Below are 26,130 nucleotides of genomic sequence, written 5' to 3' on the forward strand. Positions count from 1 at the left end.
GCTGACTGACCCGCCGGACGACTGACCCGCTCGCCGACTGACCTGTTGGACGACTGACCCGCCCCGCCCGGAGCACTGCTCGGCCAGGGCGGGTCAGCACGGGTCAGGGCGGGTCAGCACGGGTCAGGGCAGGACAGTTCGGATCAGGACGGGTCAGGGCAACGCAGAGCACATTGGGCAGTACGGGGGGCGCCGAGGAGGATCGGCGCCCCCGAGCCGTCAGTACGCCTGCTCGGTGTGCTCGGCCAGGATCGCCCGCAGCCGGGTGGTCCTGGCGACGGCCGGCCGCTCCGCGACGGCCTGGGCCAGCGCGGGGCCGGCGGCGTGCACCACGGACAGGTGGCGCTCGGCGCGGCTGAACGCCGTGTAGACCCACTGCCGGGTCAGCGTGGCCGCCGCGTCCTCGGGCAGTACCACCACGACGCCGGGCCAGCGTCGGCCGACGGCCTGATGGGCCGTCAGTGCCCAGCCGTGGCGCAGCCGGTCGATCTGGGCGGGCGGGAGCAGCACCTCCTCGGCCACGTCGGTCAGGGCCAGCCGCAGGCCCGTCTGGTCGCCACCGAGCACCGTGCCGGGGCGGTTGACCCCGGGCAGCGGGGAAAGGACCACCCGGTCGCCGGGGTCGAAGCCGGCGAACCGCCCGGGGCCCGGGTTCAGCTTGGCCTTGGCAGCGGCGTTCAGTGCCCGGGTGCCGGCGGGCCCGGCGTGCCCCGGGGTCAGCAGCACCGTCTGCTCGACGGGGATGCCGAGCGCGCGCGGGATCGAGTCGGTGAGCAGCTGGACGGCCCGGTGGACGGCCTCGCCGGCCTCGCGCGCGGTGAGGATCACCACCTCCTTCTCCGGCGCCTCGACGCTCTGCAGCTCGCCGATGCCGATGCCGGAGACCAACTCGCCGATCGGGCTGAGGTCGGGGGTGCGGGAGGCGACCACAGGGCAGGGTTTGGCGGCGAGCAGGTCGGCGAAGAGCCGCCCGGGACCGGCCGACCAGAGCTGCCCGGGGTCGCCGCTCAGCACCAGTCGGGTGCCGTCGGCCAGCGCCTCCACCAGGGTGGCGGCCAGCTCCAGATCGAGCAGCGGGGCGTCCTGGACGATCAGCAGGTCGATGGCGAGCGAGCCGTCCTCGGCCCGCCCAGGCCCGTCCTGGCCGCCGTCGAGCAGCTGGGCGAGGGTGACGGAGGCGTTGCGGTCGGCCGGCGGCAGCTGTGCCGCCAGCGCCTCCCGCCCGTGCTCGCCCCAGGCGGCGCCCCAAGCCCGCAGGCCCAGGCCGCGGGCGGCTGCGAGCAGCGCGGCGAGCTCGGCGCGGGAGGCGGCGTCCCCGGTGTGCAGCACCAGCGGGTGCGCGGCGACGGTCCGGACCAGCGCGCCCGCCGAGGCGGACGGTGCGGCGGCGGCCGCGGCCTCCCAGGCCTCGGCGGTCGGTGAGCGGCGGCTGCGGGCGTCGGGAGTGTCGTGAGTATCGGGGCTCGCGTCGGCCGCGTCACCGTCACCGTTGGCGCTGTCGCTGTCGCTGTCGCCGTCGGCGGGCGGCTCGAAGGTGGACGTGATCCGGACCAGCCCGTCCGCCGCGCTGTCCTCGGCGAGCGCGAGCCGCTCCAGCGCGAGCAGCATCCGGACCGGCGGCTCCTCGTCCTCCTCGGTGGCGCGCGCCCCGGGGCCGGTCTCCTCCTCCTGGAACGGCATCACCCGGCCGTCCAGCACGGCTTCCTGCAGCGCCTGCTCGGGCTCGGGCAGGCCGAGTTTGGCCAGGCCCTCACGCAGCTCGCCCGCCTCCAGCGCCGAGTGACCGCGCACGGCGGCCTGCTCCAGCAGCCAGACGGCCAGCGCCTGGCCGCGCCGGGGATCGCCGGGGCCGGCCTCGGCGCCGAGCAGGGCTCGGGCGAAGCCGTCGGCCTGCTCGGGCCGGGTGCCGGGGAGGCCGAGCAGCGCCCACGGGTCCTCCCGCAGGGCAGTGGCCGCGCCCTCGCCGAAGGCGGCCACGGCGGCCGACGCCAGCGCGGGTACGGCGGGTGCGGGTGCCCCGCCGGCGGCCAGCACCTCGCCGACGGCGCTCAGCGCGCTGGCCCTGGCCTCGTCGGGTGCGGCCGCCGCCCCCGCTGCTCCCGCCGCCGCTCCACCGGCCGAGCCATCGCCGGCCCCACCGGACCCACCGCCGATCGTCCGGATCGCCTCCGCCAGCGCGGCCACCTCGGCAGCCTTCGCCGCCACCTCGCCCTCCGGCGGCACCACCGTCTCACCGCCCGGCGCGGCCTCACCGCCCGGCGCGGCCTCACCGCCCGGCGCGGCCTCACCGCCCGGTGCCGCCTCGGTGCGCGGCTCGGGCAGCGCGGCCTCCTGCGGACCCGACTCCGGGTCGTGCGTCTGACTCACAGTTCGTTCCAGTCCTGATCAGGGTAGCGACGCACCGGCGCCGAGATGTCGTCGAGCGCACCGCGGATCTCACCCGGAAGCGTAAGCGCCTCCACCGACAGCGCCGCCGCCAGCTGCGCCGCGGTCCTGGCCCCGACGATGGCGCTCGCCACCCCGGGCCGGTCCCGCACCCAGGAGAGGGCCACCGCCAGCGGACTGCTGGCCAGGCCGTCGGCGGCGGTCGCCACCGCGTCCACGATGCGGCGCGACCGCTCCCCGAGGTAGGGCTTGACGAAGCCGGCCAGGTGGGCGGAGGCGCCCCGGGAGTCCTGCGGGAGGCCGTGCCGGTACTTGCCGGTGAGCACTCCGCGCCCGAGCGGCGAGGAGGCGAGCAGGCCGATCCCGGCGTCCAGCGCGGCCGGCAGCACCTCGCGCTCGATGCCGCGCTGCAGCAGGGAGTACTCCATCTGCGTCCCGGCCAGCGGCACCCGGCCGGGGGCGCAGCGCTGCCAGGTGGCGGCCTTGGCGAGCTGCCAGCCGCTGTAGTTGGAGACTCCGACGTAGCGGGCCCGTCCGGAGCTGACGGCCAGGTCCAGCGCGTGCATGGTCTCCTCGGTGGGTGTGCCGGGGTCGAACGCGTGCACCTGCCACAGGTCCACGTGGTCGGTGCCGAGCCGGCGCAGCGAGGCGTCCAGCGAGGCCAGCAGCCGTCCACGCGAGGCGTCGAAGCGGCGGTCGGCGGCGGGGGCGCTGCCGGACTTGGTGGCGATCACCAGCTCCGAGCGCGGGACCAGACTGTCCGTCAGCCGGGAGAGCAGGTACTCCGCGCCGCCGTCCGCGTAGGCGTCGGCGGTGTCGACGAGGGTGCCGCCGGCGTCCACGAACGCCTTGAGCTGCTCGGCTGCCTCCGACTCCTCGGTGTCCCGGCCCCAGGTCATGGTGCCCAGGCCCAGGCACGAGACCCGCAGACCGGTCCGGCCGAGATGACGCTGCTCCATGGCGGGAGAACCCCCTCGATCGTGATGTGGCCGCCCCGGCCGCGGGCACCCTGGCCGGTCGAGCACCCCGGCCCGGAGAACGCGGGGGAACGCGCCGGTCGGATGCGCAGCCCGGTCGGACGGAAGCATGAAAACCTGGTCGGATGAACGCCCGGGCGGGGCCCGGCGTGTCGGCACCATCGAGCGTAGTGGCCCGTGCGAGGCCTGCCGCGCAGACCCGCAGGAGCGGGGCGCGCCTGCCGGGTGATGTGATCCGCGCCACCACTACCGGCCGGTAGCAACGCCCGGCCGGTCAGGACTACGCTCTGGGCGGCACCCCCTCCCGAAAGGCGTGGCACGCTATGCGACTCGGTATCAACCTCGGCTACTGGGGACTCGGCCTGGACGCCGACAACATCGCCGTCGCGCAGGAGGCCGACCGGCTCGGCTACTCGGTCTGCTGGGCCGCCGAGGCCTACGGCTCGGACGCGGCCACCGTGCTCGCCTACGTCGCGGCGAAGACCGAGCGGATCGACGTCGGTTCGGCGATCTTCCAGATCCCGGCCCGCACCCCGGCGATGACGGCGATGACCGCCGCCACCCTGGACGCCCTCTCCGGCGGCCGGTTCCGGCTCGGTCTCGGCGTCTCCGGGCCGCAGGTCTCCGAGGGCTGGTACGGCGTCAAGTTCGACAAGCCGCTGGCCCGCACCCGGGAGTACGCGCAGATCATCCGCAAGGCGATGTCACGCGAACGGCTGGTGCACGAGGGCGACAACTGGACGCTGCCGCTGCCCGGTGGCCCGGGCAAGGCGCTGAAGCTGACGGTGCATCCGGTGCGCGAGCGGATCCCGCTCTACCTCGCGGCGATCGGGCCCAAGAACGTGGAGTTGGCCGGTGAGATCGCCGACGGCTGGCTCGGCCTCTTCTTCGCGCCGGAGCAGGCCGAGGCGCCGCTGGAGCGGCTGCGGGCCGGGCGCGCCAAGGCGGGGCTGACCCTGGACGGCTTCGACCTCTGCCCCACCGTGCCGATCGCGGTCGGCACCGACCTGGCGGCCGCCGCCGACACCCAGCGGGTCTACGCCTCGCTCTACATCGGCGGGATGGGCAGCAAGGAGCAGAACTTCTACAAGCAGCAGGCCCAGCGGATGGGTTACGAGCGCGAGGCCGAGGAGATCCAGCAGCGCTACCTGGCCGGGGACAAGCAGGGCGCGGCGGCCGCCGTCCCGCAGGACTTCATCGACGCCACCTCGCTGCTCGGCGGCAAGGAGCGGATCGCCGATCGGATGCAGGCCTACGCGGCGGCCGGGGTCACCACGCTCACCCTCTCCCCGGCGGGCTGGACGCTGGCGGAGCGGGTCGCCGCGCTGCGCACCGGGGTCGAGGCGCTGGAGTTGGCGGGCCTCGGGTAACCAGGCGTCAGCGGCGACCCCGTAGGCTTGGGTCATGCCCACACTGCTGTTGGTACGCCATGGCCGGTCGACCGCGAACTCAGCCGGGATCCTCGCCGGTTGGACTCCCGGCGTGGACCTGGACGAGAGCGGCCGGGCCCAGGCCGAGGCACTGGTGGACCGGCTGGCAGGGGTGCCGCTGGCGCTCGCGGTGAGCAGCCCGCTGGAGCGCTGCCGCCAGACCCTGGCCCCGCTCCTCGCGGCCCGCCCCGAGCTCGGCGAGCCGACCCTGGACGAGCGGCTCGGCGAGTGCCACTACGGCGAGTGGACCGGCCGCCCGCTGCAGGAGTTGGCGCTGGAGCCGCTCTGGCGCACCGTCCAGGACCACGCCTCGGCCGCCGCCTTCCCCGGCGGCGAGACGCTGCGGGCGCTGAGCCACCGCACCGTGGCGGCGGCCCGCGAGTGGGACGAGAAGATCGCCGCCGAGCACGGCCCGGACGCGGTCTGGATCGCCTGCACCCACGGTGACGTGATCAAGGCGATCGTGGCCGACGCGCTCGGCCTGCACCTGGACCACTTCCAGCGGATCAACGTCGACCCCTGCACGGTCACCGCCATCCGCTACACCCCGCTGCGCCCCTTCCTGCTGCGGATGGGCGACACCGGCACGCTGAGCGGCCTGCGCCCCAAGCCGAAGCCGCACGGGGGCCCCGATGACACCGGAGCCGCCGGAGCCGCCGGTGACGCGGTCGTCGGCGGCTCCACCGGCACCGACTGACCGCGGCGCCGGCTCACCCCGGTAGTACGGCGCCGGCTCACCCCGGTAATAACAGCCGACTACCCGCAGTACCGACTACCCGCAGTACCGGCCGGCCGCGGTGCCGGAGCCGCAGGGGTGCGCCGAAGCCGTAGGGTGAAAAAGCGCGCCACCGAAACCAGATCCGTTTCACACCCCGGAGCGAGAGAGTGCCCCGACAGGTCTTCTTCTACGACCAGCCCGAGCGGTTCGTGGCCGGCACCGTCGGCCAGCCCGGCTCGCGGGCCTTCTTCCTGCAGGCCAGCGCGCGTGGCCGGATCACCAGCGTGCTGCTGGAGAAGACACAGGTCGCCGCGCTCGCCGAGCGCGTCGAGGAGGTGCTGGACGAGGCGCTGCGGCGCAGCGGCGGCGAGGCGCCGATCCCGGCGGTGGCGCCCGTCGAGCTGGTCGACACCGCGCCGCTCGACCTCCCTCTGGAGCAGGAGTTCCGGGTCGGCACCATGGCCCTGGCCTGGGACAGCTCCGACGGCTACCTGGTGGTCGAGGCCCAGGCGGTGATCGAGGGGCCCGAGGACGACGACGATGAGGCCGCCGCCGAGCTGGCGTTCGAGGACGACGAGAACGGCCCGGACATGCTGCGGGTGCGGCTGACCGGCGCGATGGCCCGGGTCTTCGCCAAGCGCGCGCTCGACCTGGTCGCAGCCGGTCGCAAGCCGTGCCCGTTCTGCAACCTCCCGCTGGACCCGGAGGGCCACCTGTGCCCGCGTCAGAACGGTTACAAGCGCTGAACACCGACCGGGAACCCCAGCAGCACGACCAGCACGACCAGCACGACCAGGACGACCAGCACGAGCAGGACATACCGGAGGCCGACCCCGTCGCAGGCGCCGCGCTCGCCGCCGACGTGCCCGCCGCTCTGGAGTTGCTACGCTCCGGCACCCTCACGGTGCACGGGCGGATCACCGACGCCTCCAACGCCGCGCTCTACTGCTCCGTCGCGCTGGACGGCCGCTCGGCGCTCTGCGTCTACAAGCCGGTGCGCGGCGAGCGCCCGCTCTGGGACTTCCCCGACGGCACCCTGGCCGGACGCGAGGTGGCCGCCTACGAGCTGGCCGCCGCCACCGGCTGGTCACCGATCCCGCCGACCGTGCTGCGCGAGGGTCCGTTCGGCGCGGGCATGGTGCAGATCTGGGTCGAGCCGGACCCGGGGGCCGCACCGCTGCTGGCGCTGCAGGACCCGCGGGCGCCCGAGGAGGGCTGGCTGCCGATCATCGAGGCCGAGGTGGGGGAGGGGCGCACCGCGCTGCTGGTGCACCTGGACGACCAGCGGCTGCGCCGGCTCGCGGTGGTGGACGCGGTGCTCAACAACGCCGACCGCAAGGGCGGTCACCTGCTGTCGGCTGCCGACGGCCGGATCTACGGCATCGACCACGGTGTGACCTTCGCCGTCCCCGGCAAGCTGCGCACCCTGCTCTGGGGCTGGGCGGAGCAGTCGCTCACCGAGGAGGCGGTGGAGATGCTGGGCCGGCTGCGTGCCGAGCTGGCGGGCCCGCTGGGGGAGCGGCTGCGTCCGCACCTGACGGAGGCCGAGCTGACGGCCGCTCGGGAGCGGGTGGACCACCTGCTCAGCAGCGGGCGGCATCCGGTGCCGTCCCAGGAGTGGCCCTCGATCCCCTGGCCGCCGGTCTGACCGAGGGGTTGCCCGCGGCTGCCGGCGGTCCGACCGGCGCGTCCCGCGCACCCGCGGGCGACCGCACGAGGTCCGGTGTGAGCGCGCGCTCATTTCGGCCGATTCAGCGCACTGGTTGGCCTTTCAAATGATCGCAAGGTTAGAGTCATTTTCATGCATGCCTGGCCCGCCTCCGAGGTTCCCGCCCTGCCTGGTCAGGGACTCCCCCTGCGCATCCACGACACCGCCGCGGGTGCGATTCGAGAGGTCGTGCCCACCGGCCCGACCGCCCGCCTGTACGTCTGCGGCATCACTCCGTACGACGCCACCCACCTCGGCCATGCCGCCACCTACAACGCCTTCGACCTGATCCAGCGGGTCTGGAGGGACGCCGGACACGAGGTCCGGTACGTCCAGAACGTCACCGATGTCGACGACCCGCTGCTGGAGCGCGCCGTCGCCACCGGGCAGGACTGGACCGAGCTGGCCGAGCGGGAGACCGCGCTCTTCCGCGAGGACATGACGGCGCTGCGGATCCTGCCGCCGGCCCACTACGTCGGCGCGGTCGAGTCGATCCCGTGGATCGTCCCGCTGGTCAAGAAGCTGCTGGCCAGTGGCGCCGCCTACGAGCTGGACGGCGACATCTACTTCTCCGTCGAGGCCGACCCGCGGTTCGGCGAGGTCTCCGGGCTCAGTCGCGAGGAGATGCTGCCGGTCTTCGCCGAGCGCGGTGGCGACCCGGAGCGGCCGGGCAAGCGGCACCCGCTTGACGCGCTGCTCTGGCTGGCGGCCCGCCCGGGCGAGCCGGCCTGGGACACCGAGCTGGGCCACGGCCGGCCCGGCTGGCACATCGAGTGCGTGGCGATCGCGCTGAAGCACCTGGACATGTCCTTCGACATCCAGGGTGGCGGCAGCGACCTCGTCTTCCCGCACCACGAGATGGGTGCCGCGCACGCGCAGAGCGCCACCGGCACCCACCCGTTCGCGCACGCCTACGTGCACGCGGGCATGGTCGGCCTGGACGGCCACAAGATGTCCAAGTCGCGCGGCAACCTGGTCTTCGTCTCCGCGCTGCGCCGCGACGGCGTCGACCCGGCGGCGATCCGGCTGGCGCTGCTCTCGCACCACTACCGCAGCGACTGGGAGTGGACCAAGACCACGCTCGACGAGGCCATCGAGCGGCTCGCCCGCTGGCGCGCGGCCGTCTCCCGTCCGGACGGTCCGCCGGCCGAGCAACTGCTCGCCGAGGTGCGCGCCGCGCTCGCCGAGGACCTGGACACGCCGGCCGCGCTGGCCGCCGTGGACCGCTGGGCCGAGCAGCAGGCCGCCACCGGCGGCGAGGAAACCGGCGCCCCCGGCCTGGTCTCCCGCGCGGTCGACGCGCTGCTGGGCGTCGCGCTCTAGGTGTATTGACTACGGAGGCCGGGGGCCGGACAGGGCCTGGACCCGTACCGCACGAACCCGTACCGCACGAACCCGCACCGCACGAACCCGCACCACGCGCAGGGCCGCTGACCGGATCCCCGATCGGCGGCCCTGCGGCGTTCCAGGCCGAGCGCAGTGCCTACTGCCGCGCGGTGCCGGACCCGTTGACCGAGGTCCCGCTGACCGGGGACGGGGTACCCGGCGGTACGGGGGCGACGGGCGGTACTGGGGCGACCGGCGGGATCGGCGGCAGCGGGAGGTCCAGCACCAGCGCCTCCTGACCGGGGACCTCGGCGGCGGGGGCTCCGGCGGCGGGCGACTCGGCGGCCGGTGACGGCGCGCGCCGGTCGGCGAGCTCTTCGCGCCGGTCCTCGCGCCGGTCCTCGCGCCGGTCCTCGTGGGTGCGGGTCGCGCTGTCCAGGAAGCGCAGCAGCTCCACCGGGAACGGCAGCACCAGGGTCGAGTTCTTCTCGGCGGCGACCTCCACCACCGTCTGCAGCAGGCGCAGTTGGAGCGCGGCCGGAGTCTTGCTCATGATCGAGGCGGCCTCGGAGAGCTGCTTGGAGGCCTGGTACTCGCCGTCCGCGGTGATGATCCGGGCCCGCCGCTCGCGGTCGGCCTCGGCCTGCCTGGCCATCGAGCGCTTCATCGACTCGGGCAGCGCGACGTCCTTGATCTCCACCCGGTCGATCTCCACGCCCCAGCCCATCGCGGGGCTGTCCAGCATCAGCTCCAGGCCCTGGTTGAGCGGTTCGCGATTGGCCAGCAGGTCGTCCAGCTCGCTCTTGCCGATGATCGAGCGCAGTGAGGTCTGGGCGACCTGGGAGATGGCGAACTGGTAGTCCTGCACGTTGATGGTGGCGCGCACCGGATCGGCGACCCGGAAGTAGACGACGGCGTCGACCCGGACCGTGACGTTGTCGCGGGTGATGCCCTCCTGGGCCGGCACCGGCATGGTCACGATCTGCACGTTCACCCGGCGGATCCGGTCGGCCACCGGCATCAGCACCACCAGGCCCGGCGCGCGGACCTCCGAGCGCACCTTGCCGAAGCGGAAGACCACCCCGCGCTGGAACTGCTGCACCACCCGCACGCTCAGCGCCGTCAGCACCGCGCCGAGCGCGGCGGCACCGATGACCACCCCCAGCACCACATCGACGATCATCATCGCTGGTCACCTCGGCCCGCACCGCTTCGGACCTCCACCGTACTCCGCGGCCGGAATGGGTGGGTTTGGCGGAGAGAGGTCTAGACCCTTGACAGGTATCGGTCCTGACGGGTGGACTGGTCGAGGTCGATGACCGGCGGCTGCCCGACGCCGGTCATCGACCACCACCCGTCGGCCACCCGCCCGTCGGCCGCCACTCGTCGGTCCCGCTCACCACCCGTCGGCCACCCGCCCGTCGGCCGCCACTCGTCGGTCCCGCTCACCACCCGTCGGCCACCCGCCCGTCGGCCGCCACTCGTCGGTCCCGCTCACCACCCGTCGGCCGCCGCTCGGCGACCCCTCGGCGGCGCGCCGGTCAGTGCGTGCTGCCCTTGCCATCGGCGCCCTGGCCGCCGTCCGCCGCCCCCCTGCCCTCGCCGTCCGTCACCTCGTCCTCGTCCTCGTCCTCGACCGCCGCACGGGTCTCCCGGCCCGGGGCGTCGGTGCTGTCAGCACCGCCACCGCCGGCGCTCCCGTCGGCGTCCTCGCCCTGCGACTCCACGTCGCCCGCCCCCGCGGTACCCGACTCGCCCGTCCCCGACTCGCCCGGCCCCGCGTCGCCCGGCCCCGCGTCGCCCGTCCCCGCCTCGCCCGCGGGGCCGTCCAGCGGCCGCTCGGCGATGGTCCGCCCGGGCAGCGGCTTCTCGCCGGCCGGGCCCTGGTTGTCCCGGCGGCGCAGGTAGCGCTCGAACTCGCGGGCGATCGCCTCGCCGCTGGCCTCCGGCAGCTCGGCCGTGTCCTGGGCCTCCTCCAGCTGCTGCACGTACTCGGCCACCTCGCTGTCCTCGGCGGCCAGTTGGTCCACGCCCAGCTGCCAGGCGCGGGCGTCGTCGGGCAGTTCGCCCGGCGGGATCCGCAGGTCGAGCAGGTCCTCCAGCTTGTTCAGCAGCGCCAGCGTGGCCTTGGGGTTCGGCGGTTGCGCCACGTAGTGCGGCACCGCGGCCCAGAGCGTCACGGCGGGGACGCCCGCGTGCGCGCAGGCCTCCTGCAGCACGCCGACGATGCCGGTCGGACCCTCGTAGCGGCTCTCCTCCAGGTCCAGCCGCTGGGCCAGCGCCGCGTCCGAGGTGACGCCGCTGACCGGCACCGGGCGGGTGTGCGGGGTGTCGCCGAGCAGCGCGCCGAGGATCACCACCAGCTCCACGCCCAACTCGTGGGCGAAGCCCAGCAGCTCGTTGCAGAACGAGCGCCAGCGCATGCTCGGCTCGATGCCGCGCACCAGCACCAGGTCCCTGGTGGTCGGCTCGGTCACCCGGACCACGGAGAGCCGGGTGGTCGGCCAGGTGATCCGGCGCACCCCGCCGTCCAGCCAGACCGTGGGCCGGTTGACCTGGAAGTCGTAGTAGTCCTCCGCGTCCAGGGCGGCGAAGACCTTGCCGCCCCAGGTGTCCTCCAGGTGTCCGACCGCCGTGGAGGCGGCGTCGCCCGCGTCGTTCCAGCCCTCGAAGGCGCAGACCATGACCGGGTCGATCAATTCGGGAACGTCTTCCAACTCGATCACCCAGCGTCTCCCTCCGGCCGGCCAGGCCGCGCTCCCCGCCCGAGGACGGTCGCGGTCGGTCGGCTGCCGACTGCTCTCCTCACCACGTGGAACGCGCCGTTCCACGGACCCTACCTGCCCAGCCTACGGGCTTTGATGCGCGCCGATCCCGACGGGCCGCACACCCGCCGCGGCCCCCGGGGGGAACCAGCAGGACGCACGTGCGGACAGTCTCGACCGCAGGCCCGGGCGGGTGCCACCGGTTATCGGCCGGACCCGCCCGCGGCCGGCGGTGGTCAGCCGCCCAGGGCCTGGGCCACCGGCGGCAGGTAGCCCTGCGACTGCCCGTCCGCCGTGGGGTGGAAGGACTCCCAGAGGTCGAGCAGGACCAGCCCGGTGATCCACTCGGTGCCGTGCGCGGCGCAGACCCCGTGCCCGGTGAAGGCGGGGCGGGGGTCGGCGAACCGGGCGCCGTGAGCGGCGGCCTGCTGCTGGATCAGGTCGTCCAGCCGGTCCGTCAGCTGGTTGAAGCGGGCCCGGCGGTCGTCGGTCCCGGCCCAGCAGCTCCCGGCCGCCTGCTCCTGCAGCAGGTGCGGGTAGCCGGTGAGCACCACCCGGGCGGCCGGCGCCGCCTGGTCGATGGCGCCGAGCAGGTGGTCGAGCCGGCCCGGCAGCTGGTCGCGCAGCAGCTCGGCGGCGTGGTCCAGTGCCTGGGTGCACTTGGCCTCGGTGGTCAGCGGCTGCAGGCAGCCCACCACCGCGTCGGTGAAGTCGAGGTCGTTGCCGCCCACGGTGAGCGTCACCGTGCCGGTGCCGGCCGGCAGTCGGGGCAGCTGGTGGGCCAGCACCTCCGCGGTGTCGGCGCCGCTGCAGGCGAGGTCGAGGAAGCCGCCGTCGGGGTGCGCGGCGGCCCAGAGCGCCGGGTAGGCGCGGGAGCTGCGGTGGCAGTCGCCGCTGGCCGGGTCGTAGGCGCCGGCCGCCACCCCGGCGGCGTAGGAGTCGCCGAGGGCGACATAGCCCGGCCGGTCCGCCGCCGCGGGCGCGGCGGCGGCGAGCAGCAGGAGAGGCAGGGCCGCCAGCGCGGCGGCGGCGCGCCGGCGGGCGGCGGTGCGGCGGCCTGCGGGGGCGCCGTGGTGGGCGAGCGGGCGGTGGCGCGGCGCGGCCGTGCGCAGAGGGATCATGGCGACGCATGCTAGCCGAATTGCGACGCTGGGTGCCTGATCGGCTACGGCTGGTAGTTGAACGGTGTCGTGACGCTCAGCGCGGCGAAGCCCAGCCGGGCCAGGATCGGACGGCTCTGGTCGGAGGCGTCCACCTGGAGGTAGCGGTAGCCGCGGTCGACCGCGATCCGCGCGCGGTGTGCGACCAGCGCCCGGTAGATCCCCCTGCCCCGCCACTGCGGCGCGGTGCCGCCACCCCACAGCCCGGCGAAGGAGGTGCCGGGCAGCAGCTCCAGCCGGGCGCCGCTGACCGGCTCGTCACCGGCCAGCGCGACCACCACCTCCAGGGAGTCCGGGGCCTGGGCCAGTTGGTCCAGCAGGCGGCGGGTGAGCCGGCCGCCGTCGCTGCCGAAGGCCTGTACGTGCGTGCGGCCGAGCAGCTCGATAGCCGTCCGGTCGGTCTCGGTGCGCAGCCGGATGCCCTCCGGCAGCTCGACCGGGCCGGCCAGCGCGGCGGCCTCGGCGACCATCAGGGTCTCGGGCGGCTCGGGTGTGAAACCCGCCGCGCGCAGCCGGTCGGGCAGGTCGGCGGGGTGGTCGTGGCTGTAGTGCTTCCACTCGAACTCCCGGCCCAGGCCGCCGAAGTGGCGCACCTGCTCGGCGATCGCCGCGTCGGCGCCGTGCTCGTCCAGGTCGGACCAGAGCACGCCGTTCCAGCCGTGCTCGCCGCCGTCGTGCCGCACCACGGCGCCGACCCGTTCGACCACCGCGCCCGGGCCGTCCGGCGGCACCTCCTGCCGGCCCTCGCGGTCGAACCGTGCCAGTACCTCGTCGTTGTCCATCCCCCCAGCTCAGCAGCGGCGCGCGGGGGCGGCAACCGATTAACCGGCCCACCCGGCCGCTCGCCCTCGCCCCGGCCGCCTGACCCCGGCCCTGGCTCGCTGCCCCCGCCCTGGCCACCTGCCCCGCCGCCCGCGCCGTGGGCCCGGCGCTCCCGGCCCCGCGCGGCCTTCCCCGGGTGATCACTTCCTCCCTATACTGCGACCCGGCCGCGACTGGCGAGGGTGGGACACCACCGGGGAGCGGCCGCTGATCCGATGCGAGCGTCGACCGCCTGGGCGCCTCCGTCAGCGAACCGACCGCTGAGGAGGAAACCCCGTGAAGTTGCGCTACGGCATGAACCCGCACCAGACGGCCGCGCCGGTGGTGCCGGTCCGGCCCGGCGAGGTGCCGGTCCGGGTGCTGAACGGCGAGCCGTCCTACATCAACCTGCTCGACGCGCTGAACGCCTGGCAGCTGGTCGGCGAGGCGAGCCGGGCCCTGGGCGGGCAGGTGGCGGCGGCCTCCTTCAAGCACGTCTCGCCGGCGGGCGCCGCCCTGGCCGGGCCGGTGGACGAGGCCGCCGCCGAGCTCCACGGCGTGGGCCCCGCCGGTCTCGGCGCGGTCACCAGCGCCTACCTGCGCGCCCGGGACGCCGACCCGAAGTCCTCCTACGGCGACTTCGCCGCCCTCTCGCACCCGGTGGACGCCGAACTCGCCGAGCTGCTGGCCACCGTGGTCTGCGACGGCATCATCGCCCCGGACTACCACCCCGGCGTCGTCGAGCGGCTCGGCCGCAAGAAGGGCGGCCGGTTCCTGGTGCTGGCCGCCGACCCCGCCTACCGCCCGCCGGCCCGCGAGGCCCGCCAGGTGTACGGGCTGCGCCTGGAGCAGGAGCGCGACCAGGTCGACCTCACCCCCGAGCTGCTGCGCCCCGCGGCGGGCGAGGAGCTCGACCCGGCCGCGGTCACCGACCTGCTGCTCGGGCTCGCGGTGCTGCGCTACACCCAGTCCAACTCGGTCTGCTACGTGCGGGACGGGGTGACGGTGGGCATCGGCGCCGGTCAGCAGTCGCGGGTCGACTGCACGCGGCTGGCCGGCGCGAAGGCCGACCTGTGGTGGCTGCGCCGCCATCCGGCGGTGCGGGCACTGGAGTTCCGCCCCGAGGTGCGACGCCAGGACCGGATCAACTGGCAACTGCGCCACCTTGAGGGCGAGACGCCGGCCGCCGACCTGCTGGCCGCACCGGCACCCGAGCTGACCGACCGTCAGCGATCGCTCTGGCTGGCCGGGTTGACCGATGTCCGCTTCACCTCCGACGGCGCCCTGCCGTTCCGCGACAACGTCGACCACGCCGCCCGCCACGGCGTCACCCACATCGCCGAGCCGGGCGGCTCGGTCCGCTCGGCGGAGGTCGAGCAGGCCTGCCGCGAGCACGGCATCACGCTGGCCCGCACCGGCCTGCGGCTCTTCCACCACTGAGGCCGCCGTGCCGCTCGGCTCACACGGGCCGCTCAGCACACCCAGCTCAGCACGGGCCGCTCAGCACACGCAGCTCAGCACACGCCGCTCAGCACACGCCGCTCAGAACGCGCCGGTCAGCTCCGCCGCGCCGCTGACCGGGACGGTGTGGGTGACCCAGGTGCCCTCGGCCGGCAGGTGGAGCAGGAACGCGGTCGGCTCGTGCAGGTAGCCCATCTGCCGGTCCTCGCGCAGGGTCAGGGTGCTCTGGCGGTAGGTGCTGGGCGCCACCGCCAGGGTGCTGCCGGCGAAGGGGGCCGTGATCGCCCGGTGCAGGTGCCCGGCCAGCACCCGCACCACGCGTGGGTGGCGGGCGAGCACGGCGGCCAGCTCGGGGCCGTTCTCCAGCCGCATCCCGTCCATGAACGGGATGCCCAGGGCGATCGGCGGGTGGTGCACGCAGACCACGGCCGGGACCTCGGGGCGGGCCGCCAGCACCTGGTCCAGCCAGGCGAGCTGCTCCGGGCCGAGCTGCCCGGCCGGACTGCCGGGCAGCCGGGAGTCGAGCACCACCAGGCTCAGTCCGTCGTGTTCCACCAGGTAGTGGGTGTCCTTGCCGCCGCCCAGCAGCGGCGTGCCGCCGAAGGCCGCGACCAAGGCCTCGGGGTCGTCGTGGTTGCCCGCCACCAGGTGCAGCGGCAGCGGGAAGCCGGCCATCACCTCGCGCAGCGCCGCGTACTCCTCGGGGCGCCCGGCCTCGGTGAGGTCGCCGGTGATCACCACGCACCCCGGGCGCGGATCGAGGGCCAGGATCCGGCCCAGGGCGCGGTACAGGCCGGTGGCGGGTTCGGCCGCGAGCGGTCCTGTGGTGATGTGGGTGTCGCTGAGGTGGGCGACGGCGAGGGTGCTCATGAGGGCACTCTCACTCGGCGCACCGGCGCCGGGCAAGTGGATTGAGGCCCCGTCAGGATGGCCTCTCCGTCGGCACCGGGCCCTGGGGCCGGATCCGGCCAGAATCCGCCCGGACGGCGAGCCGGCAGGCCGGTGGGCGGCCGTGACCAGTCCCGTCACCCGCCCTTTCACCGCACGCCTGGCGCGGACCACTGGACGAAGTCCCCGCCGACTGGCCGGAAACCGTGACCGCGACCCCGGATCGGTCTCACGGGCGCCGGACCAGCGGCCTATCGTTGGGCCCATGACGACTTCCGAGCAGGACCGGACCACCAAGGTCGACTTCTACTTCGACCCGATCTGCCCCTTCGCCTGGATCACCTCCCGCTGGATCCTGGAGGTCGAGCAGCACCGCGACCTGGACCTCAGCTTCAAGGTGATGAGCCTGTCCGTGCTCAACGAGGGCCGCGAGGAGCTGCCCGAGCGCTACAAGGAGATGCTGGAGCGCGGTTGGGGCCCCGTGCGGGTCTGCATCGCGGCGGCCGAGCAGCACGGGCCCAAGGTGCTGCGCGACCTCTACACCGCGCTGGGCACCCGGATCCACAACCAGGACAACAAGGACTTCGACGAGGTCATCCCGGCCGCACTGGCCGAGGTCGGCCTGCCGGCCGAGCTCGCCGCCGCCGCGCACAGCACCGAGTGGGACGAGGCGCTCAAGCGCAGCCACCACGAGGGCATGGACCCGGTCGGTGAGGACGTGGGCACCCCGACCATCCACATCGACGGCGTCGCCTTCTTCGGCCCGGTGCTGAGCGCGATCCCGCGCGGTGAGGAGGCGGTCAAGGTCTTCGACGGCGCCCGCCTGCTGGCCGGTTTCCCGAACTTCTTCGAGCTCAAGCGGACCCGCACCGGCGGGCTCGACTTCAGCTGAGCGGCACCGACGACGGCCCGCCCCGCGCACCGCGCCGGGCGGGCCGCCGTCGGTTCGGCCGCCGCCTCAGCGGCCCAGCTCGCGCGCCAGGAAGGCCACCGACTCGGCCAGCAGGGCCGGCACCTGCCCGTACCCCTCGAAGATGTGGTCCGCGCCGGGCACCAGCCGCAGCTCGGTGCGTCCGCCCGCCGCGACGAGCAGCTCGTGCAGCCGCTCGCTGTGCGTGCTGGGCACCACCGCGTCCGCCGTCCCGTGCAGCAGCAGCACCGGCGGCGCCCCGGCGGCCGGCACCCGGGCCACGGGGCTGCCCTGCGCCGCCAGTTCGGGCAGATCGAGGGGACGGCCGCCGAGCAGCCGGCCCTCGGCGGAGTCGGCCCGGTCGGGCCGGCGGGCCAGCAGATCGGTGATCGGGTACCAGAGCACCAGCGCCGCGAAGGCGTCCGGCTCGGCGAACCCCGCCAGCGCCGCGAGCGTGCCGCCGGCCGACTCGCCCCAGAGCGCGACCCGCCCGGCGTCCAGCCCCAGCGCCGCCGAGTTGCGCCGCAGGAACTCCACCGCCGCCGTCACGTCGGCCAGTTGCGCCGGGAACCGGGCCTCGCCCGAGAGCCGGTAGTCGACCGTCGCCACCGCGATCCCCGCTCCGGTCAGCGCCGCCCAGAGCGCCCCGGGCGCCAGCGTCTCCGGCGGCCGGCGCCGGTCGCCGTACCGGAAGCCGCCGCCGTGCACCCAGACCACCAACGGCACCGGGCCGGCCCCTGCCGCCGCCACCGGCGGCAGGTGCAGGTCCAGCAGCAGCGGTCGGAACCCGGGCACCGCCGCGTAGTCGAGCCCCTCGTACACCAGGCCGCCACCGGCCACCTGACGTGGCGTCACATCGAGCAGATCATCAGACAGTAGATCATCGGACATGTGGCCCACGATACGGCTCAGGCCGCGCCGCCCGGCACCGGTTTCGCCGGTGGGCCTCCCAGTCCACCGCCGCTGTCGCCGCCGCCGTGAAGTGCGTGTACAGCGCCACCCCGGAGGCCTGCCGCCCCGCCGCGCTGTGCGCGTAGCCCCACGGGCGTGGCCGAGCCGGACCGCGTCGTGCCCCCCGGCCGCGAGCCGGTGGCGAGGGCGCTCCGCTCGCCGCCGGGCCTGACGGCGCTCGCACCGGCGGCGCCCGCGCCGGCGCCCGCGTCGGCGTCGGCGTCGGCGTCGGTGGTGCGAGGACGTGTCGCCCTGGTGCTGCCGACGGCCGGAGCGGCCGTCACGCCGCGCGGCCGCCGGCCGCGAACGCAACCCCTCCCCGCCCTTCAAGGTGACGCCTCCCCTCCCTCTGATGGCCCACCATGCGGAATGGCCCCCATCGCAGGCCGCCGGGCCGGATACGCTGGCGGGGTGCGCCCTCGTTCGGAGGGAGCGCATAGCCGACAGCCGTCGCACCCAGGGAGTAGCCCCATGGCCGCCAGTGCCCCCGCAGACGCTCAGACCGCCGTCCACCAGGCCCGCGCCACCGCGCTGCGCGAAGCCCTCGCCAGCCGGGTCGTCGTCGCCGACGGCGCGATGGGGACGATGCTGCAGGACCAGAATCCGACGCTCGCGGACTTCCAGGAGCTGGAGGGCTGCAACGAGGTCCTCAACGTGACCCGGCCCGACATCGTGCGCGGTGTGCACGAGGCGTACTTCGCGGTCGGCGTGGACTGCGTGGAGACCAACACCTTCGGTGCCAACCACGCCGCGCTCGCCGAGTACGACATCCCCGAGCGGGTCTTCGAGCTCTCCGAGGCCGGCGCCCGGCTCGCCCGCGAGGTCGCCGACTCCTACGACGACGGCCGTACCCGCTGGGTGCTGGGCTCGATCGGCCCCGGCACCAAGCTGCCGACCCTGGGCCACATCACCTTCGAGGTGGTCCGCGAGGGCTTCCGGCAGAACGCGGCCGGCCTGATCGCCGGCGGCGCCGACGCGCTGCTGGTGGAGACCAGCCAGGACCTGCTGCAGACCAAGGCGGCGGTGCTCGGCTGCAAGGCGGCGCTGGTCGAGGCGGGCCTGGACCTGCCGGTGCTGGTCCAGGTGACGGTGGAGACCACCGGCACCATGCTGTTGGGCTCGGAGATCGGAGCGGCGCTGACCGCGCTGGAGCCGCTGGGCATCGACTACATCGGGCTCAACTGCGCCACCGGCCCCGAGCAGTACAGCGAGCACCTGCGCTACCTGTCCAAGAACGCCCGGATCGGGCTCTCCTGCATGCCGAACGCCGGTCTGCCGGTGCTCGGCAAGGACGGCGCGCACTACCCGCTGAGCCCCGAGGAGCTGGCGGACGCGCACGACACCTTCACCCGCGAGTACGGCCTCTCGCTGGTCGGCGGCTGCTGCGGCACCACCCCCGAGCACCTGCGCCAGGTGGTCGAGCGGGTCCAGGGCCGCCCGGTGACCGAGCGCCACCCGCGCCCCGAGCCGGCCGCCGCCTCGCTCTACCAGCCGGTCCCGTTCCGCCAGGACACCTCCTACCTGGCGATCGGCGAGCGGACCAACGCCAACGGCTCGAAGAAGTTCCGCGAGTCGATGCTGGCCGGCGACTGGCAGGCCTGCGTGGAGATCGCCCGCGAGCAGATCCGCGAGGGCGCCCACCTGCTGGACCTGTGCGTCGACTACGTCGGCCGCGACGGTGTGGCGGACATGCGCGAGATCGCCGGCCGGCTGGCCACCGCCTCCACGCTGCCGATCGTGCTGGACTCCACCGAGACCGACGTGCTGCGCGCCGGCCTGGAGCTGCTGGGCGGGCGCGCCGTGCTCAACTCGGTGAACTACGAGGACGGCGACGGCCCCGACACCCGCTTCGGCAAGGTCGCCGCGCTGGCCCGCGAGCACGGTGCCGCGGTGATCGCGCTGACCATCGACGAGCAGGGCCAGGCCCGCACCGCCGAGACCAAGGTCGCCATCGCCGAGCGGCTGATCGACCAGCTCGGCGCGGAGTACGGCATCGCCGAGCACGACGTCATCGTCGACTGCCTCGCCTTCACCCTGGGCACCGGTCAGGAGGAGTCGCGGCGCGACGGCATCGAGACGATCGAGGCGATCCGCGAGCTCAAGCGCCGCCGCCCCGCGGTGCAGACCACGCTGGGCCTGTCCAACATCTCCTTCGGCCTCAGCCCGGCGGCCCGCCAGGTGATCAACTCGGTCTTCCTGCACGAGTGCGTCGAGGCCGGCCTCGACTCGGCGATCGTGCACGCCGCCAAGATCCTTCCGATCGCCCGGATCCCCGAGGAGCGGCGCGAGGTCGCCCTCGACCTGGTCTACGACCGGCGCCGCCCGGCCGCCGACGGGGAGCCCGCCTACGACCCGCTGCAGAAGCTGCTCCAGCTCTTCGAGGGCGTCAGCGCGGCCTCCAGCGCGGCCTCCAAGGCCGAGGAACTGGCCGCGCTGCCCCTGGAGGAGCGGCTGCAGCGGCGGATCATCGACGGCGAGCGCAAGGGCCTGGAGGCCGATCTGGACGAGGCGCTGACGCAGCGTCCGGCGCTCGCGATCGTCAACGAGACGCTGCTGGCCGGCATGAAGGTGGTCGGCGAGCTCTTCGGCTCGGGCCAGATGCAGCTGCCGTTCGTGCTGCAGTCCGCCGAGGTGATGAAGACCGCGGTGGCCCACCTGGAGCCGCACATGGAGAAGTCCGACGACGAGGGCAAGGGCACCATCGTGCTGGCCACAGTCAAGGGCGACGTGCACGACATCGGCAAGAACCTGGTCGACATCATCCTGTCGAACAACGGCTACACCGTGGTGAACCTGGGCATCAAGCAGCCGGTCTCGGCGATCCTGGACGCGGCCGTCGAGCACCAGGCCGACGTGATCGGGATGTCCGGGCTGCTGGTCAAGTCCACCGTGATCATGAAGGAGAACCTCCAGGAGCTCAACCAGCGCAAGCTGGCCGCTGAGTACCCCGTGATCCTGGGCGGCGCCGCCCTGACCCGGGCCTACGTCGAGCAGGACCTGCACGAGATCTACGACGGCGAGGTCCGCTACGCCCGCGACGCCTTCGAGGGGCTGCGGCTGATGGACGCGCTGATCGGCGTCAAGCGCGGGGTGCCCGGCGCGGTGCTGCCCGAGCTCAAGCAGCGCCGGCACGCGCGGGTCGAGGTCCAGGAGCCGGAGCCCGAGATCAACCTCGGCCAGATCCGCTCCGACGTCTCGGTGGACAACCGGGTCCCGGCCCCGCCGTTCTGGGGCGACCGGATCGTCAAGGGCATCCCGTTCGCCGACTACTCCTCCTGGCTGGACGAGGACGCGCTCTTCAAGGGCCAGTGGGGCCTGAAGGCGGCGCGCACCGGCGAGGGCCCCTCCTACGAGGAACTGGTGGAGACCGAGGGCCGGCCGCGGCTGCGGATGTGGCTGGACCGGCTGCAGACCGAGGGCTGGCTGGAGGCGGCCGTGGTCTACGGCTACTTCCCGGCCGCCTCCAAGGGCGACGACCTGCTGGTCTACAACGAGGACGGCAGCGAGCACACCCGGTTCACCTTCCCGCGGCAGCGCCGCGGCCGCCGGCTCTGCCTGGCCGACTTCTTCCGCCCGGAGGAGAGCGGCGAGCGCGACGTGCTCGGCCTGCAGGTGGTCACCATGGGCAACCGGATCTCCGAGGCCGCCAACGAGCTGTTCAAGGCGGACGCCTACCGCGACTACCTGGAGCTGCACGGCCTGTCCGTGCAACTCGCCGAGGCGCTGGCCGAGTTCTGGCACGCCCGGGTCCGCTTCGAGCTGGGCTTCGGCGACGAGGACCCGCAGGACGTGCGCGACATGTTCGCCTTGAAGTACCGCGGCGCGCGCTTCTCGCTCGGCTACGGGGCCTGCCCGGAGCTGGAGGACCGCGCGAAGATCGCCGAGCTGCTCAAGCCGGAGCGGATCGGCGTGGTGCTCTCCGAGGAGTTCCAGCTCCACCCGGAGCAGTCCACCGACGCGATCGTCATCCACCACCCCGAGGCGAAGTACTTCAACGCGCGGTAACTCCTCGGTCGCATGCCGTTCGCCCCGCGGCGCGTATCCTGGACGACCCCGCTCCGCCGGAGCGGGGTCGAGCAGTGAAGGAGCGTGCCGGATGACCACCGTCGACACCACCGCAGTGCACCCGGCCGCGCTCGGCGGCCCGGTCCCGCAGGCGGTCCTGGTGGACATGGACGGCACGCTGGTCGACACCGAGCAGTACTGGTGGCAGGCCGAGGCCTCGCTCTTCGCCGAGCTCGGCCACCCGCTCGACGACACCCACCGGGCGCACGTGGTCGGCGGCCCGATGACCAGGGTGATCGACTACCTGGTCGCCGTCACCGGCCTGGAGCTGAGCCCGGCCGAGCTGACGGTGCGGATCAACGCGCGCTTCGTCGAGCTGCTGGACGGCGGCGCGCCGCTGATGCCCGGCGCGGGCGAGCTGCTCGCGCTGCTGTCCGAGCACCGGATCCCGGCCGCGCTGGTCTCCGCCTCGCACCGGCGGATCATCGACCTGGTGCTGAAGAACCTCGGTGACCACCCGTTCGCCTTCTCGGTGGCCGGCGACGAGGTGGCCCGCACCAAGCCGCACCCCGACCCGTACCTGGCCGCGGTGGCCCGGTTCGGCGCGCAGGCCGCGCGCTGCGTGGTGATCGAGGACGCGCCGCTCGGCGTCGAGGCCGGCGAGGCGGCCGGCTGCCCGGTGATCGCGGTGCCCTCGGTGGCGCCGATCGCCGCCGCGCCCGGGCGCACCGTGCTGCGCTCGCTGGCCGAGCTGGACCTCGACCTGCTGCGCTCGGTGGTCGCCGCCCGAGTCTGAGCGGCGCCTGGACGTCATCTGGAAGTCACCTGGAAACGCTCCCAAGCGTCCCGTGCTGTGACCCTTGTCACTCTCCCGGGTGGCCCGACCGGCCCGCGCGGCGGCCGCGTCGGGGGTAAATCGGACATCAGCTGACAACTCGTCGGCGCCCGCGGTGGCCCCTCGCCGATCGTTCCCGCGGCCGGGTCATCGCGCCGACCAGGATGTGGCACGCTGCTCCGGTCTATCCCGACACGCCCGGGCAGAGCGTGCGGCGCGATTCCCTCATCCGGGGCCGTCCTGCGGGCTGCCCTCCGGCACCATCACGGCCGGCCTGCACGGAGAAGGAACGCATGACTTCAGCCATACGACGCGCGCCCGGGAGACTGGCGGTCCTCGGATGCGCGGCCCTGGTCGCCACCACGCTGGCCGGCTGCGGTTCGGTCAAGTCCATCGCCGGCGGCGGCAGCACCGCGATCACCATGGGGACCATCAACGTCACCAGCGTGATCGACCCGGCCGGCGCCTACGACGTCGGCTCCTGGATGATCCTGGACAACACCTTCCAGGGCCTGTTCCGCTTCCCGGCCGGTGCCACCTCCCCGCAGCCGGACGCCGCCCAGTCCTGCGACTTCAGCACGGACGGGCTGACCTACCACTGCGTGCTGCGCAAGGGTCTGACCTTCTCCAACGGCCACCCGCTGACCGCGCAGGACGTGGTCTTCTCGATGGACCGGATGAAGAAGATCAACGACCCGAACGGCCCGTCGGTGCTCTTCAGCACGGTCAAGTCGGTCGAGGCCCCGGACGACAGCAACGTGCTCTTCCACCTGAGCGAGCCGGACGCGGTGCTGCCCGACAAGCTGGCCAGCGGCGCCGGCTCGATCGTGGACCACGCCGTCTTCCCGGCCGACAAGGAACTGTCCAACGACAAGCTGGTCGGCTCCGGTCCTTACAAGATCGACTCGGTGGACGAGAACACCGCCCCGGACGGCTCCAAGTCGCCCAGCAAGATCACCCTGTCGGCGAACAGCAAGTACCAGGGTGACTAGAAGCTCAACAACTCCAAGTTCGTGGTCCGCTTCTTCACCCAGCCCGACCAGTTGAAGAGCGCCCTGGACAGCGGCGCGGTCGACCTGACCGACAACAGCCTGGACCCGAAGGTCGCCGCCCAGCTGCAGGCCGCCCAGCTCTCCGGCACCGGCTCGTACAAGGTCGCCGAGGCCGACGGCGGGGACGCCGGGTTCATGGTCTTCAACACCAAGGACCAGACCACCGGCCAGGTCGCCGTGCGCCAGGCCGTGGCCCAGATGCTCGACCGCGAGAAGATCGCCACCGACGTCTACGCGGAGACCGTGCAGGCGCTCTACTCGGTGATCCCGCAGGGCATGGGCGGCCACAACACCGCCTTCTTCGACAAGTACGGCCAGCCCGACGTCACCAAGGCCAAGGCCATCCTGGCCGCCGCCAAGATCCCCACCCCGGTCAAGTTCACCCTCAGCTTCACCGGGGCCGGCGCCCCGGTCGCCGAGGCCAACGAGATCAAGAGCCAGCTGGCGGCCGGCGGGCTGTTCGACGTGACGGTCAAGCAGGTTGCCGACTGGGCGACCTACAAGAAGGGCTGGGGGGACGGCAGCTACCAGGCCTACAACGTCGGCTGGAGTGCCGACTACCCGGACCCCGAGGACTTCGTCGCGCCGCTGGTGGTCGACGGCGGGACCTTCCACAACGGCTTCGACGACCCGGTGATCAGCCAGCAGCTGCTGCCGCAGACCCAGCGCCAGGCCGACCGCACGCAGGCCGCCAGCACCTTCGGCACCATCCAGAACCAGCTGGCCACCGAGGTCCCGATGCTGCCGCTGTTCCAGAGCAAGTCGCTCTACGTGGCGCACGAGGACATCACCGGCATGGAGGCGACCGTGGACTCCACCGGGATCTTCCGGTTCGCCGACATCGGCCGCAGCTGACCCGTCGTCAGTAGCTGACCTGTCGTCAGCGCCGGCCCGGCGCGCCGCCGGCACCCGACGGGCCGTGCGACCAGCGGAGTTCCGCCGGTCGCACGGCCCGTCGTCGGTCGGTGGCGGTGGGCGGCGGTTCCGCGCCGCCGCGCTGCCTACAGGGCCCCCGGCCGCACCAGCCCGCTCTCGTAGGCGAAGACGGCGGCCTGCACCCGGTCGCGCAGGCCCAGCTTGGTCAGCACATGGCCCACGTGCGTCTTCACCGTGGTCTCGCTGACGAACAGCTCGGCCGCGATCTCCGCGTTCGACAGGCCCTTGGCCACCAGGCGCAGCACCTCCATCTCCCGCTCGGTCAGCGTGGTCAGCGCCGGTGAGGGCGCCTCCTCGCCGGAGGGCAGCCGGGTGGCGTACATGTCGAGCAGGCGGCGGGTGATCGAGGGCGCCAGCATCGCGGCCCCGTCGGCCACCACCCGGATCGCCTGCACCAGCTCCTCGGCCGGCACGTCCTTGAGCAGGAACCCGCTGGCCCCGGCCCGCAGCGCCTCCACCACGTACTCGTCCAGGTCGAAGGTGGTCAGCACCAGGACCTTCGCCGGGCCGTCCCGCCCGGGGCCGACGATCCGCCTGGTCGCCTCCACCCCGTCCATCCGGGGCATCCGGATGTCCATCAGCACCACATCGGGCTGCAGCGCCCGGACCTGCTCCAGCGCCTGCTGACCGTCCCCGGCCTCGCCGACCACCACCAGATCGGCCTCGGCCTCCAGAATCATCCGGAAGCCGGTACGCAGCAGTGGCTGGTCGTCGACCAGCAGCACTCGGATCGCCACTAGGACTCCTTGCTCGTCGTGCTCGTCGTGCTCGTCAGGGTCTCTTGGCCCGCGGTCCCATCCGGCGGGCTCTGCTGCGCCGCGCTGTCCCGCGGGGCGCTCGTCTGGTGGGGCAGCACGGTGACCGGCAGCGGATAGGGCGGGGGAGTCCCGCCGAACTCCGGGCAGCTCGCCTGATGATCGCACCAGCCGCAGAGCCGGTTGCGCGTGGCCGGGAACTCCCCGCTGGCCACCGCGCGCCCGATCGTCTCCCAGAGCGCCAGCAGCTTGCGCTCCACCGCGCGCAGGTCGGCCTCGTCCGGGTCGTAGCTGACCACGTCCCCGCCGCCGCCCAGGTAGACCAGCTGCAGCCGCTTGGGGAGCACGCCCTTCCAGCGCCACACCACCAGGGCGTAGAACTTCATCTGGAACATCGCCTTGCCCTCGAAGTCCCGCGAGGGCGCTCGCCCGGTCTTGTAGTCCACCAGCCGCACCTCGCCGGTGGGCGCCACGTCGACCCGGTCGATGTAGCCGCGCAGCTTCAGGCCCGAGTCGAGCACGGTCTCCACGTACAGCTCGCGCTCCACCGGCTCCAGCCGGGTCGGGTCCTCCAGCCGGAACCACTGGGCCAGCAGCTTCTCGGCGTCCGCCAGCCAGCGGGCCAGCTGCTCACCGGCTTCGCCGACAGCACTGCCGGGATCGACAACACCGACAGCACTGCCAGCGCTGCCAGCACTGCCGGCGCCGACAGCACTGCCGGCAGCGCCGGCCGGTGCCTGCGGGAACAGCTCCGCCAGCTCGGGGCGCTCGCCCAGCAGCCGCTCCCACTGCGGGCGCAGCAGCGCCAGGGCCCGCTCCGGGGTCCGCTCGGCAGCCGGGTGGTCGAAGAGCCGCTCCAGCACCGCGTGCACCAGGGTGCCGCGGGTGGCCGCCGGGCTGGGCGGCTCGGGCAGCTTGTCGATCACCCGCAGCCGGTAGAGCAGCGGGCAGGTCAGGAAGTCCCCGGCGCGCGAGGGCGAGAGCCCGCTCGGCGGCACCGCCTCACGGACGGTCTCGGTCTGCTGCATACCCAGACCCTATGGGGTCCGGCTGTCATCCGACTGTCA

Annotated in this window: 19 protein-coding genes, 1 pseudogene and 1 riboswitch; of the genes and pseudogenes, 10 read left to right on the plus strand and 10 right to left on the minus strand. The window is 73.9% G+C overall.

Features of this window, described 5'->3' with window-relative positions:
* Positions 1-219: 219 nt before the first annotated feature.
* Entirely contained in the window at positions 220-2,367 is a 2,148-nt protein-coding gene (locus OG455_RS32245) for an ATP-binding domain-containing protein (protein ID WP_266299813.1), read from the minus strand.
* Positions 2,364-3,344 (minus strand): aldo/keto reductase, encoded by a 981-nt coding sequence (locus tag OG455_RS32250; RefSeq protein WP_266299815.1) that lies wholly within the window; start codon positions 3,342-3,344, stop codon positions 2,364-2,366. Before OG455_RS32250 ends, OG455_RS32245 begins: the two co-directional genes overlap by 4 nt.
* Before the next feature lie 341 nt (positions 3,345-3,685).
* Here OG455_RS32250 and OG455_RS32255 point away from each other — a divergent pair, with 341 nt between their 5' ends.
* The 5 genes from OG455_RS32255 (at position 3,686) to mshC (ending at position 8,541) form a co-directional block, all read left to right on the plus strand.
* On the plus strand, positions 3,686-4,732 hold the full coding sequence (locus OG455_RS32255; protein WP_266299817.1) for an LLM class F420-dependent oxidoreductase: 1,047 nt from the start codon (positions 3,686-3,688) through the stop codon (positions 4,730-4,732).
* Positions 4,733-4,766: 34 nt separating this feature from the next.
* Positions 4,767-5,489: a histidine phosphatase family protein gene (locus OG455_RS32260; RefSeq protein WP_266299819.1), complete on the plus strand. Its 723-nt coding sequence runs from the start codon at positions 4,767-4,769 to the stop codon at positions 5,487-5,489.
* Between the two features lie 188 nt (positions 5,490-5,677).
* Positions 5,678-6,256 (plus strand): DUF3090 domain-containing protein, encoded by a 579-nt coding sequence (locus tag OG455_RS32265; protein WP_266299821.1) that lies wholly within the window; start codon positions 5,678-5,680, stop codon positions 6,254-6,256.
* 116 nt (positions 6,257-6,372) lie between these two features.
* A complete protein-coding gene (locus OG455_RS32270) occupies positions 6,373-7,158 on the plus strand; it encodes an SCO1664 family protein (RefSeq protein WP_266301037.1) in 786 nt (261 codons plus the stop codon).
* Positions 7,159-7,311: 153 nt separating this feature from the next.
* Complete coding sequence (mshC, locus tag OG455_RS32275; protein ID WP_266299823.1) at positions 7,312-8,541, plus strand: cysteine--1-D-myo-inosityl 2-amino-2-deoxy-alpha-D-glucopyranoside ligase; 1,230 nt, start codon at positions 7,312-7,314, stop codon at positions 8,539-8,541.
* Positions 8,542-8,701: 160 nt separating this feature from the next.
* Here mshC and OG455_RS32280 read toward each other — a convergent pair whose 3' ends face one another.
* From OG455_RS32280 to OG455_RS32295, 4 genes are all read right to left on the minus strand, one after another.
* Positions 8,702-9,727: a slipin family protein gene (locus OG455_RS32280; RefSeq protein WP_266301038.1), complete on the minus strand. Its 1,026-nt coding sequence runs from the start codon at positions 9,725-9,727 to the stop codon at positions 8,702-8,704.
* A gap of 358 nt (positions 9,728-10,085) precedes the next feature.
* The gene (locus tag OG455_RS32285) at positions 10,086-11,270 is read right to left on the minus strand and encodes a PAC2 family protein (RefSeq protein WP_266299824.1); all 1,185 of its coding nucleotides are present in this window, start codon (positions 11,268-11,270) and stop codon (positions 10,086-10,088) included.
* 275 nt (positions 11,271-11,545) lie between these two features.
* Positions 11,546-12,430: an SGNH/GDSL hydrolase family protein gene (locus OG455_RS32290; protein ID WP_266299825.1), complete on the minus strand. Its 885-nt coding sequence runs from the start codon at positions 12,428-12,430 to the stop codon at positions 11,546-11,548.
* Between the two features lie 44 nt (positions 12,431-12,474).
* Positions 12,475-13,251, minus strand: a complete 777-nt coding sequence (locus OG455_RS32295) for a GNAT family N-acetyltransferase (RefSeq protein ID WP_266299826.1) — start codon at positions 13,249-13,251, stop codon at positions 12,475-12,477.
* A 199-nt stretch (positions 13,252-13,450) separates the two neighbouring features.
* Positions 13,451-13,536: riboswitch (ZMP/ZTP riboswitch) on the plus strand.
* A gap of 31 nt (positions 13,537-13,567) precedes the next feature.
* Here OG455_RS32295 and OG455_RS32300 point away from each other — a divergent pair.
* Positions 13,568-14,710, plus strand: coding sequence for a phosphoribosylaminoimidazolecarboxamide formyltransferase (locus tag OG455_RS32300; RefSeq protein WP_266299827.1), 1,143 nt, complete (start codon positions 13,568-13,570; stop codon positions 14,708-14,710).
* A 102-nt stretch (positions 14,711-14,812) separates the two neighbouring features.
* Here OG455_RS32300 and OG455_RS32305 read toward each other — a convergent pair whose 3' ends face one another.
* Positions 14,813-15,601: a phosphodiesterase gene (locus tag OG455_RS32305; RefSeq protein ID WP_266299828.1), complete on the minus strand. Its 789-nt coding sequence runs from the start codon at positions 15,599-15,601 to the stop codon at positions 14,813-14,815.
* Between the two features lie 283 nt (positions 15,602-15,884).
* Between OG455_RS32305 and OG455_RS32310 the strand changes: the two genes are divergently transcribed.
* Complete coding sequence (locus tag OG455_RS32310) at positions 15,885-16,511, plus strand: disulfide bond formation protein DsbA (protein WP_266299829.1); 627 nt, start codon at positions 15,885-15,887, stop codon at positions 16,509-16,511.
* Positions 16,512-16,577: 66 nt separating this feature from the next.
* Here OG455_RS32310 and OG455_RS32315 read toward each other — a convergent pair whose 3' ends face one another.
* Positions 16,578-17,420 (minus strand): alpha/beta hydrolase, encoded by an 843-nt coding sequence (locus tag OG455_RS32315; RefSeq protein WP_266299830.1) that lies wholly within the window; start codon positions 17,418-17,420, stop codon positions 16,578-16,580.
* Positions 17,421-17,951: 531 nt separating this feature from the next.
* Here OG455_RS32315 and metH point away from each other — a divergent pair.
* The 3 genes and pseudogenes from metH to OG455_RS32330 all read left to right on the plus strand — a co-directional run bounded on the left by metH (position 17,952) and on the right by OG455_RS32330 (position 24,227).
* A complete protein-coding gene (metH, locus tag OG455_RS32320) occupies positions 17,952-21,485 on the plus strand; it encodes a methionine synthase (protein WP_266299831.1) in 3,534 nt (1,177 codons plus the stop codon).
* Positions 21,486-21,576: 91 nt separating this feature from the next.
* Entirely contained in the window at positions 21,577-22,281 is a 705-nt protein-coding gene (locus OG455_RS32325; RefSeq protein WP_266299832.1) for an HAD family phosphatase, read from the plus strand.
* Positions 22,282-22,805: 524 nt separating this feature from the next.
* Positions 22,806-24,227: pseudogene (locus OG455_RS32330) on the plus strand (ABC transporter substrate-binding protein).
* 146 nt (positions 24,228-24,373) lie between these two features.
* Here the strand turns inward: OG455_RS32330 and OG455_RS32335 are convergent.
* The gene (locus tag OG455_RS32335; RefSeq protein WP_266299833.1) at positions 24,374-25,045 is read right to left on the minus strand and encodes a response regulator transcription factor; all 672 of its coding nucleotides are present in this window, start codon (positions 25,043-25,045) and stop codon (positions 24,374-24,376) included.
* On the minus strand, positions 25,045-26,091 hold the full coding sequence (locus tag OG455_RS32340) for a RecB family exonuclease (protein ID WP_266299834.1): 1,047 nt from the start codon (positions 26,089-26,091) through the stop codon (positions 25,045-25,047). Before OG455_RS32340 ends, OG455_RS32335 begins: the two co-directional genes overlap by 1 nt.
* Between the last annotated feature and the right edge of the window lie 39 nt (positions 26,092-26,130).

Source organism: Kitasatospora sp. NBC_01287, assembly GCF_026340565.1.
Taxonomy (GTDB): Bacteria; Actinomycetota; Actinomycetes; order Streptomycetales; family Streptomycetaceae; genus Kitasatospora.